The 16,909-nt window shown below is 49.3% G+C and carries 14 protein-coding genes; 2 read left to right on the plus strand and 12 right to left on the minus strand.

Annotated features, from left to right (window positions below):
* Positions 1-71 precede the first annotated feature (71 nt).
* The 4 genes from BV910_RS13665 to BV910_RS13680 form a co-directional block, all read right to left on the minus strand.
* Positions 72-350, minus strand: a complete 279-nt coding sequence (locus BV910_RS13665) for a DUF5327 family protein (RefSeq protein ID WP_078147766.1) — start codon at positions 348-350, stop codon at positions 72-74.
* A gap of 61 nt (positions 351-411) precedes the next feature.
* The gene (locus tag BV910_RS13670; RefSeq protein WP_078147767.1) at positions 412-1,698 is read right to left on the minus strand and encodes a DUF2252 domain-containing protein; all 1,287 of its coding nucleotides are present in this window, start codon (positions 1,696-1,698) and stop codon (positions 412-414) included.
* Positions 1,699-1,711: 13 nt separating this feature from the next.
* The gene (msrA, locus tag BV910_RS13675) at positions 1,712-2,662 is read right to left on the minus strand and encodes a peptide-methionine (S)-S-oxide reductase MsrA (RefSeq protein ID WP_078147768.1); all 951 of its coding nucleotides are present in this window, start codon (positions 2,660-2,662) and stop codon (positions 1,712-1,714) included.
* An 82-nt stretch (positions 2,663-2,744) separates the two neighbouring features.
* Positions 2,745-2,927: a hypothetical protein gene (locus tag BV910_RS13680; protein ID WP_031422036.1), complete on the minus strand. Its 183-nt coding sequence runs from the start codon at positions 2,925-2,927 to the stop codon at positions 2,745-2,747.
* A 224-nt stretch (positions 2,928-3,151) separates the two neighbouring features.
* Here BV910_RS13680 and BV910_RS13685 point away from each other — a divergent pair, with 224 nt between their 5' ends.
* Both BV910_RS13685 and BV910_RS13690 read left to right on the plus strand, forming a co-directional pair.
* Positions 3,152-4,228 carry a diguanylate cyclase gene (locus BV910_RS13685; RefSeq protein ID WP_078147769.1) on the plus strand — a complete coding sequence of 359 codons (1,077 nt, stop codon included), beginning with the start codon at positions 3,152-3,154 and terminating at the stop codon, positions 4,226-4,228.
* A 128-nt stretch (positions 4,229-4,356) separates the two neighbouring features.
* Complete coding sequence (locus BV910_RS13690; RefSeq protein ID WP_078147770.1) at positions 4,357-4,881, plus strand: hypothetical protein; 525 nt, start codon at positions 4,357-4,359, stop codon at positions 4,879-4,881.
* A 254-nt stretch (positions 4,882-5,135) separates the two neighbouring features.
* Here the strand turns inward: BV910_RS13690 and cydC are convergent, their stop codons facing one another.
* From cydC to arcA, 8 genes are all read right to left on the minus strand, one after another.
* Positions 5,136-6,854 (minus strand): thiol reductant ABC exporter subunit CydC, encoded by a 1,719-nt coding sequence (gene cydC, locus BV910_RS13695; RefSeq protein WP_078147771.1) that lies wholly within the window; start codon positions 6,852-6,854, stop codon positions 5,136-5,138.
* Positions 6,851-8,575, minus strand: a complete 1,725-nt coding sequence (gene cydD / locus BV910_RS13700; RefSeq protein ID WP_078147772.1) for a thiol reductant ABC exporter subunit CydD — start codon at positions 8,573-8,575, stop codon at positions 6,851-6,853. Before cydD ends, cydC begins: the two co-directional genes overlap by 4 nt.
* Before the next feature lie 122 nt (positions 8,576-8,697).
* Positions 8,698-9,387: a Crp/Fnr family transcriptional regulator gene (locus tag BV910_RS13705; RefSeq protein ID WP_074035511.1), complete on the minus strand. Its 690-nt coding sequence runs from the start codon at positions 9,385-9,387 to the stop codon at positions 8,698-8,700.
* Between the two features lie 116 nt (positions 9,388-9,503).
* Positions 9,504-11,846 (minus strand): glycoside hydrolase family 31 protein, encoded by a 2,343-nt coding sequence (locus tag BV910_RS13710; protein WP_078147773.1) that lies wholly within the window; start codon positions 11,844-11,846, stop codon positions 9,504-9,506.
* A gap of 163 nt (positions 11,847-12,009) precedes the next feature.
* The gene (gene arcC, locus BV910_RS13715) at positions 12,010-12,972 is read right to left on the minus strand and encodes a carbamate kinase (protein WP_078147774.1); all 963 of its coding nucleotides are present in this window, start codon (positions 12,970-12,972) and stop codon (positions 12,010-12,012) included.
* A gap of 14 nt (positions 12,973-12,986) precedes the next feature.
* Positions 12,987-14,462 carry an arginine-ornithine antiporter gene (arcD, locus tag BV910_RS13720; protein ID WP_078147775.1) on the minus strand — a complete coding sequence of 492 codons (1,476 nt, stop codon included), beginning with the start codon at positions 14,460-14,462 and terminating at the stop codon, positions 12,987-12,989.
* A 52-nt stretch (positions 14,463-14,514) separates the two neighbouring features.
* Positions 14,515-15,543 carry an ornithine carbamoyltransferase gene (gene argF / locus BV910_RS13725; RefSeq protein WP_078147776.1) on the minus strand — a complete coding sequence of 343 codons (1,029 nt, stop codon included), beginning with the start codon at positions 15,541-15,543 and terminating at the stop codon, positions 14,515-14,517.
* Positions 15,544-15,564: 21 nt separating this feature from the next.
* Complete coding sequence (gene arcA, locus BV910_RS13730; RefSeq protein WP_031422019.1) at positions 15,565-16,794, minus strand: arginine deiminase; 1,230 nt, start codon at positions 16,792-16,794, stop codon at positions 15,565-15,567.
* Positions 16,795-16,909: the final 115 nt, after the last annotated feature.

Consider the following 16,909-nt stretch of genomic DNA (forward strand, 5'->3'; position numbering starts at 1 on the left):
TTATACCCCCTATGGTATTTAAGTCAATGAAAATGAATCCACAAAAAAACCACATGTGCATCACATGTGGTTCAAAAATCGAGCAATGAATCGGATTTAGGTTGTTCGTCTTCTTCCATGGGAATCCCGAGAAAAGCGGCCATCTGACGATCAAGCGGAGGTTTCGTTTCACTTGTCACGGTCGGGGACTGTGATGCCCCAACGCTTTTTGCTTCAGACGTCTCCGCTAACAAGAGTTCACAAAAACCCATTAACTTTGCCAAATGACGCTTTTGCGCTTCGCCGGTTGACGACTCAATCTGTGTCATCACCTGACGCATTTGGGCGATGACTTGTTGTTCTGTAATCATAGTCCGTACACATCCTTTACGCTTCCATTGTGCAGGATTTCATCCTCAATTCGCAAGTTCCTTAACGATTCCTTGACTCGACCCAGTTTAAAAAGGCGTCATAATCAAAACGAACTTGATTTGCATAAAAATCAGCCCATCTCGATAACTGTCGAATAAACAGGGACGGAGAGTCACCGATTGCCGCCGCGATTCGTTCGCTTGCCGTATAATCGAGCACATTGGAGGTCGCATCGGCCCGTGCATGAATCTTCGCCGTGATTTGCGCTTGCACCTTCAACGTCTCAATGAGCGACGTCTCATCTTTCATATGTTTCGCTTTCACTTTTCGCTTATACGGAGAACGTTGCCTCACATAATATTCTTTGTCGTCAATCGTCAAATAGCCGAGATACGGGTCACGACTGTGGACCATTGCCCGTTGCGCAGCGACGACACGAGCGCCTTGATGCGACAATCCGTTTTCAAACAGCGGATGTGTCGGAAGAAAGAGAGACGGGACGGCAGATTGTGCTTGTTTCATCTCTAAAATGACATCTTCATCATGCTCTTCATCGGCACCTTCAATCAAAATATAGTAGCGTTCTAATCCGATAGAAGCCGTTCCGCTTTGAAGTTTGATGGCGATATCTTTGATTTCATAGTGATCGGCATGATGTCGGTGTTGATTTGACAAAGAAGACAGATAATCGCCCCATGCCGCTTCAATTTTCTCACGTACTTCTGAAGAGACGGGAAGCAGGTCGTCACTCGTCGAAAAATAACGTTCCTCGTCCCGTACCTCCGTCCGTTCGGACATGAATTCATCTTTCTTCTTCTCCGCTTTTTTAATGACTTTTTTGACCGCTTTACACGTATTCTCTTTCGTGAATTGAATATGCTCACTCCATCCAAGCGCATGTTTTTCAATGGCTTTGGCATAGGACTTAGCAAACGCTTGAATGGCTGCCTTGCCGTCGAATCCTGACTCGGCGGCGAACAAATCGACAGAGACCGCCATCCGCAACAAATCGAACAGATAGGACCCGATATACGCCTCATCAAAGTCGTTCACGTCATAGATGATGGTACCGGCCCCGTCTTCGAACACACCGAAATTTTCAAAGTGTAAGTCTCCTTGAATGAACGTCGGATGGTCAGGACCTGTGTCAAAGGCGATCGGTACTTTCGCAAAATCGTAGTAGAACAAGTGTGAGCTCCCTCGAAAGAACGAGAACGGGCTTGAACTCATCTTCGCGTACTTCTCTTGTCTCGCCTCTTCCGAAAGCTGTCGAATCGACTGGTCGTAAAAATCAAGGACGGTCCCAATCGTCTCGCACCGAATTTGTTGTTTGACGGCTGTGAACATACGGCTCTCCCCTTCACTTGTTGAATAAGTGTTTATATTCCCCGTACCCCGCCTCTTCAAGCTCTTCTACAGGAACGAATCGGAGAGCGGCCGAGTTGATGCAATAGCGTAAGCCACCAAGCTCTTTTGGACCGTCATCAAACACGTGACCAAGGTGACTGTCCCCTTGTTTTGAACGGACTTCTGTCCGTACCATGTGATGCGTCGTGTCCATGTTCAAATCGACGCGCTTCTCCTCGATTGGACGTGAGAAGCTCGGCCATCCGCAATTCGACTGAAACTTATCGTGCGATGTGAAGAGTGGTGTCCCGTCAACGATATCCACGTACAGCCCTTCTCGTTCTTCATCCCAATATTCATTTTGAAACGGTGGCTCTGTCCCGTTTTCTTGCGTCACTTTATACTGCATCGGTGTCAAGCGTTCACGAAGTGCTTGTTGTTGTTTACGATCGCTCCATGCCTCTTTGATGAACTTCGCGCGTCCTGAACCGACACGGTACATCTCATAGCGGAACGGATTTTTTTTATAGTAGTCTTGATGATAGTCTTCCGCTTCCCAGAACGTTTTCGCAGAGCGGATATCGACTTCAATCGAACGATCGAAGCGACCCGAATCTTCCACTTCCTGTTTCGAACGCTCCGCTGCAGCCTGTTGCTCTTCTGAATGATAGAAGATGGCTGGACGGTACGATTCACCGCGGTCATTGAACTGCCCTCCGCCATCTGTCGGGTCGATTTGACGCCAATAGATGCGTAGCAACTCCTCATACGAAATGACTTCTGGATCAAATGTGATTTCAACCGCCTCTAAATGTCCTGTCGTCTCCGAACAGACTTGTTGATACGTCGGGTTGTCGACATGTCCTCCTGTATATCCAGAAATGACACGCTCCACTCCCTCATATTTATGAAACGGTTTGACCATGCACCAGAAACAGCCTCCCGCAAATGTAGCTTTTGCCATGATAAATCCCTCCTTACTTTGTAGTGTACCCAAAAATGTGGCAAGACAACAAAAAACGAGAACCACAAAATGTGTTCTCGCTTCAGTCCTCTTCCACCTGATTCACATGACGCATCACCAAAAATAAGATGACTCCAACAATCGCAGCCCCTAAAAGCGTCAACACCATGTTATCTCGAGCTGATAAAGTATAAAAGATCGCTAATCCAATCAAAATGAGCGCAATCGGAATAAACGCTCGCTTAAAATGATCCCAGTAACGCACGGACAGTCCTCCTTTTCTCTTATCATACCAAACTTTCGATTTTCCATAACGAAAGTTCTAAAAGATGAGAAGAACTTGAATAAATCCAAAAGGATTCCAAGACGATTTGCTTGAATAGTCATTCAAGAGAGCTTCTTTCCGCAAGCAGGTTATTCCTGTCTGTTTCCAACTAGATGCTATATACTGTAACTAAATATTTCCATACGGGATAAGGGGGAGCCTCGATGCTCACAATCATTAATGCGTTCTTTATCAACCTGTGTATCTTGTTCACGCTCTTCACGATTTCCTTTTTACCGTTTCGCAATCGACCTCGTTTAACTCCACAGTCTCCTTTGAAAGGAAGGGTTTTACTCGGGGTACAGACCGGATTGATTGCCATCCTCCTTTTGGTAAATGCCTTACCGCTCGAAGGGATACTCATCGACCTACGTAATATTCCCGTTTTGCTTGCCGTTCTATTCGGGGGATGGGTGAGTGGTGCTGTCGCAGGTATCATATTATTAATCGGTCGTTCCCTAGTTCTGTTCTTTACAGACGGTACCATGCTCGGTCTCTATCTAGCCATCGCCACAATAGTTACGTTAGTTGTCTTAACAAGTCTTTTACGGAAACCCATGGATAATACTCGGCCTACTTTGCTCGTATTCACTACGATCAGTATTGCCATTTTTGGGGCAGCGCTTTATGCCGCGCTTCCACTAAACTTGTTCTACCCCGTCTTAATCGTCTACATGTTAATGTCTTACGGGGGAGCTTGCGCCGCCTATCGATTACTGCTCGAACTACGCCGTCACTTTGAGAACGTCCAACATCAACAGCAACTAGCGCGTACAGATGCGCTCACCGGGATTGCCAATCGGCGTCTCTTGAACGAAGCCATGGCCAACTTGACGGTCGAGGCAGAAGAATACGCATTGATTTTGGTCGACATCGATCATTTCAAACGGGTGAATGACACATACGGTCACGACGTCGGAGATGATGTTTTGCGCGAGCTCGGCATGCTCCTCGTGAATGAGAGCAATGAGCGCCATTTAGTCGGTCGCTTCGGCGGCGAAGAATTTTTAATCGTCATGCCCCATGCTAATCGAGAAGAAGTATCGCAGCTTGCTGAATCTATTCGAGAAAAGGTTTCAACGTTCCCGTTCGAGACGAGTGCCGGTACGCTCCACATCACTGTTTCGCTTGGAGCTTGCCATTCGAATGATATTGAAATCGACAGTGTGTTAAAACATGCAGATGAAGCGTTATATCACGCAAAAGAGTCCGGTCGAAATCGTTTCATCCTCGCCTCTTAATGTGTCAAACTCTTCACACTTGAGCGCGTTTTCTCGCTTTACTTTCTCGAAATGAATCGTTAAACTAGGCTAGACTTTGATTCAGATCGATACATCGTGATTTATTCAGAAAAGGGGAAACATCGTTCATGTCAGTTTTGTTATCTTTATTTGGAATTATGTTTATCGGCTCGTTCGCGATTGACTATAGACGTGGAAAGACACTTCAACAATCGGCAATCGGGGGGATTCGTTCGATTCAGAACAACATGTGGATTTTCTTCCGGACCTCACTTTCGATGATGATTATCATCGGTCCGCTCTTGTTGATTTCAGGTTTCGTGTTCTCGGATTTGGTGAGCTTTAACACGATCCCAGCATTCATCATCGCCGTTCTCAGTATCGGCTTTGCGGAACGGATCATCGGGATGACCGTGGCTCCACTCGTCCGCACATTTTGGCATCAACGCGATCGTCTCATGCCACTTTATTTAGATGCCGCTCTCTACGTATTCTTACTCTCTATTCTCGTATTGGAGTTCTTGATGAACATTCCGGGGATTGATCTTCAGTCACCGTTCATTGCGCTATTCTATGCGTTCGCTCTCTTCTTCACGAGATACTTGTTCAGTTTGATTCGATTCACGGTTCAAAAAGGCGTAGCCTCGAACTAATTGAAGACCCAATCCATACGTGTTCGCACGTATGGATTTTTTTCATTATTCTCATTGACAATGAGAATCGTTATCAACTATACTTTAGTTGTAGCTTCCCAAAAGCTTGACGTGCACGTTCCCCAAACATATCACGTCACGTGGATTCCCCTCCACGACACTCTTTTTGAAAGCATTGCGACAACCCCCATTTGTTGCACCCATATTTGCCAAAAGCAAGACGAGCAGCCCACCGACGGGGCTGCTCGTCTTTTTCATGATGCGAACACTTCTTGCTCGATTTGTTTCAATTCATAGAACATGCCACGTTTCGTCATCAGTTCCTCATAAGAACCGACCTCAACAATTCTTCCGGCTTCCATAACGATAATCTGATCAAACGTTTCGAGACCCGTCAAACGGTGACTGATGAGAATGAGTGTGCCTGTTCCGGCTTGCTGTAACAATTCAGAAAAGACATGGGCCTCCGTTCCTGCATCGAGTGCCGATGTCGGTTCATCGAGCAACCAGAGAAGTCCGTTTTTAAGAAGTGCTCGTGCGATGGCCAGGCGTTGGCGTTCTCCACCTGACAAGTTCGCCCCTTTCTCAAGGACCGGTTCGTCTAGCGTGAACGCCAAACGGACCCGCTCAAGCGCTACGCTCATCTCTTCATCTGTGAAGTCACCGGCTAACGCCAAGTTGTCCCGTACAGTTCCATAAAAGAAATGATTGTCTTGCAAAACAACGCTCGCATGTTGCCAAATGGCTGTCTGTTTGACATCGTTCACGTTGTACTCATCCAACCGAATCGTGCCGTCTTCCGTCCGAACGAAAGCCAAGAGCAGTTGAAGTAAGGTCGACTTCCCTGACCCGCTCGGTCCCACGATGACCGTCTTCGAACCACTTGGAATGTGTAACGTCACCTCATCGATGACATCTCGATACGTATCCGGATAACGATAGCGAACATGGTCAAATGAAATGGACGGTGCATCCGTAAACGTCACGTCTTGACGTTTCGCCTCACGCGCCTCAATCGTTTCACTCGGCTCCGTCACTTCAAACAAACGATCCGCTGCTTGCTTGCTGTCTGCAAAGTGACCGGGGAACACGGCCATCGGCGTCGTATTCTCAAACGCTGTGAGCGACATCATGATCAGCATTGCCAAGAACAACCCGTTCAGGTCTCCATTTACCACCTGATACGCACCGATGGCCAAGACGCCCCATGAGACGAGTAAGGAAGCGGCAACGACGAGCGCCGAATTGAAGAACTGATTCGTCGTGTCTTTCCGCTCTGCCTCCATGTAACGCTCACTGTGCGAATAGACAGCTTGTTTCGTGCGGTCAAGTTGGTGATGAAGTTTTAAATCCCGGTATCCGAACAGCATCTCTGTCAATTGAATCGACACATCTCCACGCAATCCACGAATCGTCTCGTCATGACGGGCACGAATTCGTGCAAATCCGAGCGGAATCAAGAATCCTGTAACGAGTACACCAAACAAAATCCATAGGCTGACCGCAAACGAGAAGAAGGTGACAAAGAAGATGGTACTCAAAAAGACGAGTACGAGAATGATCGGTGGATAAAACACGCGAAGGAAGTAGTTTTGAAGACTCTCAACGTCCCCGACGACGCGTGCGAGCAAATCGCCGCTCCGATATTTCGCAAAGATGGACGGAACGAGCGGCTCTAACTGACGATAAAACCGGACGCGCAACTCACTTAAAATCGTAAACGTCGCCCGGTGTGAGGCGAGGCGTTCCCGATAACGGCTTCCTGCCCGGATGACACCGAACAGTTTAATTAAGACAACCGGTACCATGAGTGCATACAGTGGCGGGACGAGCCCTGCCCGTGATACGAGATAGCCACTTGCCGCGAAGAGGGCGACCGCTGCAATCCCTGCCGCATATCCAAAGAAGATGGAGAGAAGAATGTCTTTCTTCTCGCGCATCATCCATTTTGTGATGGTCCAAAGCGAGTTCATCGGCTCACCCCTTTCTGAAGTGCAAACAGTTCTGCATACTCCGGGACAGCGAGTAACACTTCATGCGTCCCTTCTGCGATTCGCTTCCCATCATCCATGAACCAAATCGTGTCTGCCTCTTTGATTGTATGCAGACGATGCGCAACCGTGATTAACGTTGCACCTTTTGACAGCTCTTCAATCGAGCGTCTGACAATCCGCTCTGTTTTCAAATCGAGACCGGTCGTCGGTTCATCAAACAATAAAATACCAGGTCGCTTAAAGAAAGCACGTGCGAGTGCAAGGCGCTGCCGTTCCCCACCGGATAGTCCAAATCCACCTTCTCCGAGTTCTGTCCAGATCCCGTTCGGCAACTGGTCAATCACCTCGGATAGTCCAGCTGCCTCGGCTGCTTCGAGTAACGCACTCTCGTCAGCTACTTCACCTAAAGCAATGTTTTCGGCGAGTGTCCCGGCGAACAGATACGGGTTTTGAGAGATATACGCAATATTTCCATACCAGGCAGATTCCTCATACGTATGCAAAGGTTCGCCATCCACGAGGACGCGCCCTGATTTCACCTGCAAAAGTCCTGAGATCACGTTAAGGACAGTCGTCTTCCCGGAACCGCTCGCGCCGACTAACGCAAGGTGGGTGCCGGACGAGATGCGACCACTCAATGGCTGAAGGGAAAAGCGTCCACCAGCGTACTCAAACGATATCTCTTCAAGCTCGAGGTCCGGTGTCCGTGAACGAAGCGACTTTGTCCCCCACTGAATGCGATCATCCGGGGCGTCTAATACGTCAAAGATTCGGTCTGCTGCGCCCATACTGCCACGTCCCGTATGAAAGGCACTGCCCAGGTCTTTGATGGCCAAGTAATACTCTGGCGCCAACACAAGAATCAAGAATCCTGAGAAGAACGTCAGGTTCTCCCAAACGACCATCTGTAGCGCGACTTCCAGTGCTACAACGCCGGTGCTGAGCATGGAGATGAATTCCAACATGAGGCCAGATAAGAATGCCGTCTTTAAGACGACCATCGTCGCATCCCGAAAGTCGAGACTGCTCTTCTCAATCGCTTTCGCTTCTTGTTCGGTCCGATTGTAGAGTTTAAGTGTCGTCAAACCCTGTAAGACATCCAAAAACTTTCCGGAAAATTGATTCATCTTCTCCATCTGTTCCTCAGATTTTTTCTGTGTCGCAATCCCGATGATAATAAAGAACAAAGGGATAAACGGTGCCGTCACCATCATGATGACACCTGAAATCCAATGTTGGCTGAAGACGACAACCAAAATCAGAAGCGGGATAATCGAGGTTTGAATCACTTGTGGCCAATATTGACTGAAGTAGGCGTCAACCTCGTCAACAGCATCCATGAACACACTGACCTTCTTCCCAGATTGTCCCGTCAAAGAGGACTCGACCGGGCTCGTGGCATAGCGATCTAGTAATTGCAGACGTAACGCCCGTTTCGCTTTTTCCGATAAACTCGCTCCGATTCGTCCGGAGACGTATCCAAAAAGTGCTCGTGCCAATAGGGCGACGACGAGCCAAAGCAACGCCGGAATGATGGTTTCAAATGATTCATCTTTTAAAAAGATTCGGTCGACGATGTCGACGATTAAATACGCTTGCGCCAAAATCGATAGTCCAATCATGACCGCGGATAACACGAGTCCGATGATGTGACCTCGCTCGGCGAACGCAAGGGCTTGCAGTCGTTTCACTGCATTCATCCTTTCTCTATTCACAATCCGATTGCTTTGTGAGATTCATCACTAATTATACAATATGACACGTCTTGAAGCGAACGCTCCGCTCGTTCCGACATGCAAAAGACGCCCTCTCCTGAGTGGCGTCAATCGAAGTCTTGCTCAAAGTATTCAGGATGCCCGATTACAAGTTGGTGGTCATCCATTCGAAGCACCTCTTCTTTGCGAAGCTTCGCTAAAATCGTAGAAACCGTCTCTCGAGACGTTCCAGATAGACGAGATAGTTCCATCGCCGTGAACGGACAGCGGACACGTACCCCTTGCTCATCCGGTTCACCTAAATCTTCAATCAAAAAATGGATGGTATTGAGTACACGTTCTTTCGCGCTCGGGGTAATGATCTCTTGGACACGTCGTTCATGTAAATCTAAAATACGATTCATCTGTCCAATGATATAAAGCAGCATGTTCGACTGTGTGGATACAAACCGCTCGAATCGGTCGGTCGGGATATAGATGACGTCAATATCCGTCACCGCTTCTGCCGTATGACGGTAGTCTTCCTCCGTGAACAAACCATTGTACGGAAAGAACTGTTTGGGCTTCACGTAGTCCGCATATTGATGCGTCGCATGCTCGTTCATCCGTTCAAGTCTGATGTATCCACTCATTAAGAAATACACGCGCTCTCGCGGGTCTCCTTCCATGAATAGGAGCTGTCCTTTTCGATACGTTCGGCAATAGACGTGCGGGACGAGCTGTTCAAGCGCTCGACTCGAACAGTTCGCAAACAGTGTCAACTGCCGTAAATCATCAATCGTCCACTTATGTCGCATCTGTATCCCCTCATTTCTAGTTAAATCCCCTACCTTAAGTATAAATGGATTCAGAATGATACCGCTTTCAAAAACCGACAGTTTTCTGACATGACAAAAGGGGGTCTCCCCCCTTTTCAGTCCAACATCAGTTCTAATAGCGCGTCTTGCAAATCTCGATCGAGTTCTAACGCATGGAGGTCAAACAGCCAGGCCTCGAGACGCGTCTTCGTCGTCGCCATCTGGTACAACCGATCTTTCAAATCGTAGGCGATTTCCGCGCGATCTAATAATCGATAGAGACGGTCAAGTCGATGGGCGTTCTGTGTCACATCGACGGGGAGCGTCACCGTCTGCTCCTGCTTCAATTCACCAATCGGGATGTGTAACGTCTGCGTCTCAGCGTCATAGTCCCCTTCCCCGACAACGCCTCGAACAAGAACGGTCAATGTCCGCTTCGCCGGAACGAGGGTCAGGTCTCCTGACATCTCGATGTGTAGCGTCCGCGCTTCCCAGTCGAGCGTGAACGTCGTTTCAAGTGAGGCACCTGTCTCATAATCCCGGCTTTCCCCGTCATCTTCGTACATCGTGAACGTGTTCGAGGCACCTGGAAAGACGAGTACTTCTAGCTCGCTCGGGTTTCCCGTCTCGTTCGCATGCGGTTGATGCGGCATGAGGGGAACGATGGCACCCGCTTTGGCGAAGACCGGTTGTCCATCGAGTCCACGGAACACACGAATCGACTTGTCGCCTTCGTAACGATGTCCTGTGAATAAGTCAAACCATTCTCCTTTTGGCAGCCAGACATTCGTTCCGGCGACGTGGAGCTTTCGGTCCATCGGCGTGACAATCGGGGACACAATGAGTTCACTGCCAAAATAAAACTGATTCGGCACTTGATAAGCCGCTTCGTCATCGGGATGTTCGATATACATCGGCAGCACGAGCGGTAACGCATTGGCATGGTTACGATAATTCATCGTGTATAGATAAGGAATGAGCTCGTGACGCAGACGTAAGAATCGCTTCATCGACTGTTCGGCTTCGATCCCGAAACGCCAAGGCTCTTTCCCGTTGAAGGTGCTGAACGTCGAGTGGAGGCGCATGATTGGACTGAACACCCCGTATGCGACCCAACGCGCGGCGAGCTCATCGTCTTTTTTCCCACGATGATGCCCTCCGATGTCGTGACTCCACCAACCGTAACCGATGTTTGTCGCTGTCGCTGTAAAATACGGCTGGAAGGCGAGCGAGGCCCACGAGATGATCGTGTCTCCTGAAAATCCGACCGGGTAACGGTGGCTCCCTGGTCCGGCGTAACGAGAGAAAATGAGCGGGCGTTTGCCGTCACGGGCGATGTCGATGGCATGATAATGATTCAGCATCCATAGCGGATCGAGTCCTTCCATCTTCGAGGTCGACCCTTGTTGCCAATCGATCCACCAAAAATCAACGCCATCCGCCTCATGTGGATGATGCATCTGCTCAAAATATGCTTGAATGAATCGTTTGTCTGAAAAATCGAATGGGATTCGGTCCCCCGATTCCGGTTCGACGCCCATGGCCTCGGCCATCGCCACGTACTGATCTTCAAACGCACGGACACCGTCCGCGGGATGCAGGTTCAACGTCACCATCATTCCCTCATCCTTTAGCCAGTTAAGGAAACGCTTCGGTTCGGGAAACAAGTTTTTGTTCCACGAATAGCCCGTCCAACCACTCCCGTACTCTTCGGGAATGTCCGTCACGTGCCAGTCCATATCGATGACACTGACCGAGAACGGGACATCTTCTGACTTGAAACGGCGCATTAACGCCTTATACTCCTTTTCGTCGTATCGCCAGTAGCGGCTCCACCAGTTCCCGAGCGCTTTACGAGGGAGCATCGGCGTCGGACCCGTCAACGTGTAAAAGTCTCGAAGTGCCTGTTTATAGTCATGACCATATCCGAAGTAGTAAATGTCATGGATCCCTTTTCGTCGCGGCTCGACGAAGCGATCATCTGTCATCAAAAACGAGGATGAATCATCTATGATCGCATACCCTTGTTTGGAGAGGATCCCTTCTTCTAACTCCGTCGCCCCGTCCACATGGTCGAGCGTCCGCGCCGTCCCTTTCAGCGTCCGCTCCGGACCGTTGAACATGTAGCGGCTATAATACGTGCTAAAGTTCCCTTTCACGTCCACGTAGAGCGTGTTCGGCGCGAACGGACCTTTCGTATAATACAAATGGACATGTTCGGTGATGATTTGGAGTTCTGTCTCATCTTCAATCACTCGGAATTGTGGAACGTCAAATTCCCGATTCCACGCCACTTGGGTGGCGCGGTCTTCAAAGACACCGTCCTCCGCATATTCCATTCGAATCAACTGACTCGTCAATACGGTGAAGCGATAACAGCTTCCTTGTACGATTGCCCCTTCTCTTGCTTTTGGTCTCATCCACGACTGGTACACATGATTTTCTTCGAATAGGCGCATACATTCGAGCGTTTCCGCTCTCCGTCACTTCCTTCCTGAAATTAGTGCAAACGTTTACACTGAATATGATAGCAATCTCATTTTTGGCATACAACCTTCCTTCCCCTTGAACCCGGGCAGAAAACAAAAAAAGTCGCAAACGCTTCACGTCTGCGACACATTCTTATTGTTGGAGTGATGGGGCCAGACGGACACGTGTGCCAGCTTCTCCGTCAATGGCGGCTACAGCCTGATCGAGCGACGTGATGATGGCGACACGGTTCGTACCGGATTCGGCAAACTGCAGCGCCGCTCTTACTTTCGGCAACATACTGCCTGGCGCGAACTGCCCTTCCGCGATATACGTCTCCATCTGTTCTTTCGACGTTTCTTGAAGTGCCATCTCGTCCGGCTTCCCAAAATTGACATACACATGTTCGACAGCCGTCAAAATGAGTAAGACGTCTGCGTTGACGAGGTCAGCCAGTTTCGCAGCCGCGAAATCTTTATCGATGACCGCCTCGATGCCGACGTATCCGTCCATTGTCTCCATGACGGGAATGCCACCGCCACCAGAAGCGACGACGATGTGCCCCGCTTCAACGAGTGTTCGAATGACGGCGTGTTCGGCGATTTTCATAGGGATTGGACTCGGCACCACACGACGATACCCACGTCCTGCATCTTCTTTGAAGACGTAACCTGTCGTCCGTTCGAGATGGAGTGCCTCTTCTTCCGTATAAAACGGACCGATCGGCTTGGTCGGATGATGAAACGCACTATCGTTCGGGTCGACAATACTTCGTGTCACGAGAGAAGCCACATGCTGTTCAAGACCACGTGCACGAAGCGCTTTGGTTAGTGCATTCTCGAACCAGTATCCAATCATCCCTTGCGTCATCGCACCACAGACATCAAGCGGCATCGCTGGTGTGGCTGGACTGTCTGATGCGGCTTGTTGCAACATCAGGTTTCCCACTTGCGGACCGTTCCCATGCGTGATGATGACCTCGACTCCTTCCGCGATGAGTGCAGCGAGAGATTCCGCCGTTGCCTCAACCGCCTGTATTTGTGCTTCGGCTGTCGCATCTTTGCCTTGTTGAATCGCATTCCCGCCTAAAGCGATGACCACTCGTTTTTTCTCCATATCCATACCCCCGATCAGATGACTGAAATATTACCCGATAGTATGCGGACGACTGCGAAAATGGCGAGTGCGGTCAACACACCGGCGACCATCCATTCCGTTTTAGTGAGTGACTTGATGCCATTTTCACGTTGCGCCTTCATGTAGAGAAGGGTTCCCGGTGCATATAAAAGTGTAGTGAGAAGTAAATAATCGATTCCAGCGGCGTAAATGAGCCATAGTCCATAAACAGAGGCGACCAATCCAATTGCTAAATCGCATGTTTTTCGTTCACCGGTACTATATCCGATTCCGTTCTTCGCCACTTTCACTTGATAAAAGGCCGAGAACACGTATGGGATCAAAATCGCACTCGAAGCGAGAGAAAAAGCAAAGTTATATGCGGCATCTGAAATCAAGAATGTGAAGAGGAAGAGCTGAATCAACCCATTCGTCAGCCAAAGGGCATTGACGGGAGCCTGATTTTGATTCTCTTTCGTGAACCATTTCGGGAAGACCCCATCTTTGGCGGCAACGAATGGAATCTCAGCTGCTAAAAGCGTCCAACCGAGCCATGCGCCAAGGACAGAGATGACGAGCCCTCCGTTGATGAGCATCGCACCCCACGGACCGACGGCCGACTCGAGCAAATATGCCATCGCGGGTTGCGAGGCGTTCGCCACGTTTTCCGGTGTCATGAGACCGAGCGACATGATGGAAATGAGCAAATAAATGACGAGTGTACCGAGCAACCCAATCACGGTTGCTTTCCCGACGTCCGAACGTTTCCGAGCACGACCAGAAAGAACGACGGCCCCTTCCACACCGATAAAGACCCAAAGCGTCACGAGCATCGTCGAAACGACTTGGTCACGCACACTTCCCCACGAGAAACCGCCTTGTCCCCAAAAATCGAAGGTGAAGTTTTCGAGATTAAAGAAGAACAAGGTAATCGTAATGAATGCAAAAATTGGGACGAGTTTGGCAATCGTCGTGACGATGTTGATCATCGACGCCTCATGGACCCCACGTAAGATGAGGGTATGCACGAGCCACAGCATAATTGATGCGCCAATGATCGACGCGATATTCTGTCCCCCTTCAAAAATCGGGAAGAAATAACCGACCGAACTGAATAGCAGTGTGGCATACGCCACATTCCCGAGCCAGGCAGACAACCAATATCCCCAGGCCGAGTTAAATCCGACGAACGACCCAAAGCCTGCCCGTGCATAGCTATATACACCACCATCGAGATCAGGACGGCGCATCGTCAGATTTTGAAAGCTGAGACCGAGCGCAATAATCCCGATCCCTGTAATCACCCACCCGATGAGAATGGCACCCGCATTCGCACCTTGCGCCAAATCGGCAGCCAAGTTAAAGGCGCCACCACCAATCATCGATCCGACGACAAGTGCCGTCAACGCTCCGAGACCTAACCGCTTGTCTTGCTTGTCAGGATGTACTCCAGCCGAACCACCTGAGTCATGCTCCAACTTCGTAGACATTCTACTCATCCCTTTCGCTTATTTTGAACCGGGAGGGGGAATCCCCTCCTCGTCAACGATCAAGCCATTCGCGTGTCTCCGTGAGCGTCGCCGCCATCACCGCCTTGATGGTATGCATCCGGTTTTCCGCCTCATCAAATACGAACGAATGACGACTGCGGAACACTTCATCGGTCACTTCCATTTCCGTCAAACCGTACTGTTCGTGAATCGCTCGACCGACTTCCGTTTCTAAGTCGTGGAAGGCAGGGAGGCAATGTAAGAACATGATGTCTGGATTGCCACTCTTTTGAAGCATGTCCATGTTCACTTGATATGGTCGCAACAGTTCAATCCGTTCTGCGAATGCCGCTTCCTCGCCCATCGATACCCAGACATCCGTGTAGACGACGTCCGCTTGATCCATCGCTTCCTCAATGCTCTCCGTCAAGGTGATCACAGCACCGGTTTCAGCAGCGACCGACTTCGCATAGTTCACGATTTCGTCAGATGGCCAGAGCGATTTCGGTGCACAGATCCGCATATCCATTCCTACTTTTGCACCACCGATCAACAGCGTGTTGCCCATGTTGTTCCGTCCGTCGCCCACGTATACGAATTTGATTCCGGCAAGTTCTCCTTTTTGTTCTTTCACCGTCAAAAAGTCAGCCAAGATTTGGGTCGGGTGATACAAGTCGGTCAAGCCGTTCCATACCGGTACGCCTGCGTCTTTCGCAAGACCTTCGACCGTCTCGTGGGCGAAGCCACGGAACTGAATGCCGTCAAACATGCGTCCAAGGACGATCGCGGTATCGCGCACCGATTCTTTCTTCCCGAACTGGATGTCATTCTTGCCTAAATATTCGGGATGCATCCCTAAATCGATGGCAGCGACCGTGAACGCACAACGCGTCCGCGTCGATGGTTTTTCAAAGAGCAAGGCAATGTTTTTACCTTCACAAATCCGATGTGGAACACCTTGTTTTTTCTGACGTTTGAATGCAGCAGACAAATCGATCAAGTAGTTGATTTCTTCACCCGAAAACTCGTTTAGCGATAAAAAATGACGACCTTTCAAATCAAAATTGAACGTTGTAGACATACTGCTTCCTCCTTATCACATTTAGATGTCTTGTCGGATAATCGGACAGCTCATGCAACGTGGACCCCCACGTCCGCGTGATAGTTCACTCGACATGATTTCAATCACTTCGACGCCTTCTTTACGAAGTAACTCATTCGAGACATAGTTTCGGTCATACGTGACCACGACACCCGGCGCGATGGCGAGCGTGTTCGATCCATCATTCCATTGTTCTCGGGCTGCCGCAATTGGATCGCCACCACCACAAGGAATCAACGTCGCCTCTTGTAAGCCGAGGACGTCTTTTAACACCTTCAACAAATCCGAGTGCTGGGCAATCTGAAGTTCACCTTCCGCGTTTAACGTGAGCTCGAAAATGTTCATCTTCCCTTCCGGTCCTTGAATGAACGGATGGATGGTGAATTTATCATGATCGACCATCGTGAAGACGGTATCAAGATGCATGAAGGCGCGTGATTTTGGAATTTCGATGGCGATGACTTTTTTGAAGCTGTCTCCATGCTTGAGTAGGTTGAGGGCGACACGCTCGATGCCTTGCGCGGTCGTCCGTTCCGAGATGCCGATGGCGACGACTTCTTTCGACAAGACGAGTTCGTCTCCCCCTTCCATCGCAAACCGATAATCACGGTCCGACCAGATGGGAACATCATGTTTCGCAAAGCGTGGGTGATAGCGCATAATGTATTGCGTGAAGAGCGATTCACGGCGACGTGCCGGTTCTTTCATGCGGTTGATGGAGAGTCCGTGACCGATTGCAGCGGCCGGGTCTCGTGTAAAGTAGAGGTTTGGCATTGGATCCAAAAAGAAGGGGTACGTGTCTTCAATCATTTCATGCAGATGTCGGCGTTTTTCTGGCTTGATCTCCGATTTCCGGATACCGGCCATCACCGTCTCTATCAACATTTCGTTATCAAAATCGAGTAAATACTCTTTTAATGTTTCGTAAGAACCGTTGATATTTGATTTGGACTCCGATAAGATATCCGCGACAAACTTTTCGCGCACACCAGGGAGTGATAACGTTTCGGCCATTAGTTTTTCGAGATAAAGGACTTCCACACCACGATTTTGAAGCGCACTCGCAAAATAATCGTGCTCTTTTTGAATGACCGGCAAATGGGGAATATCATCGAACAAGAGGCGCTCTAAATATTCTGGAGTAAGGTTCTCTAACTCCCGACCCGGTCGCTTCAGTAATACCGTTTTTAATTCTCCAATTTCTGAATACACATGAATCGGATGTTTCAGCGTCGTATCTTGTGAAATCGGTTGATTCGTCATTGAGATCATCTCGCTTCCTCCTTGTGATTCGGGTGTGTGACTACCCTTACCTTATCACTTTACCAAATTTGCGAATGTCTAA

The organism is Exiguobacterium sp. HVEsp1 (genome assembly GCF_002009685.1).
GTDB classification, from domain to species: Bacteria; Bacillota; Bacilli; order Exiguobacteriales; family Exiguobacteriaceae; genus Exiguobacterium; species Exiguobacterium profundum.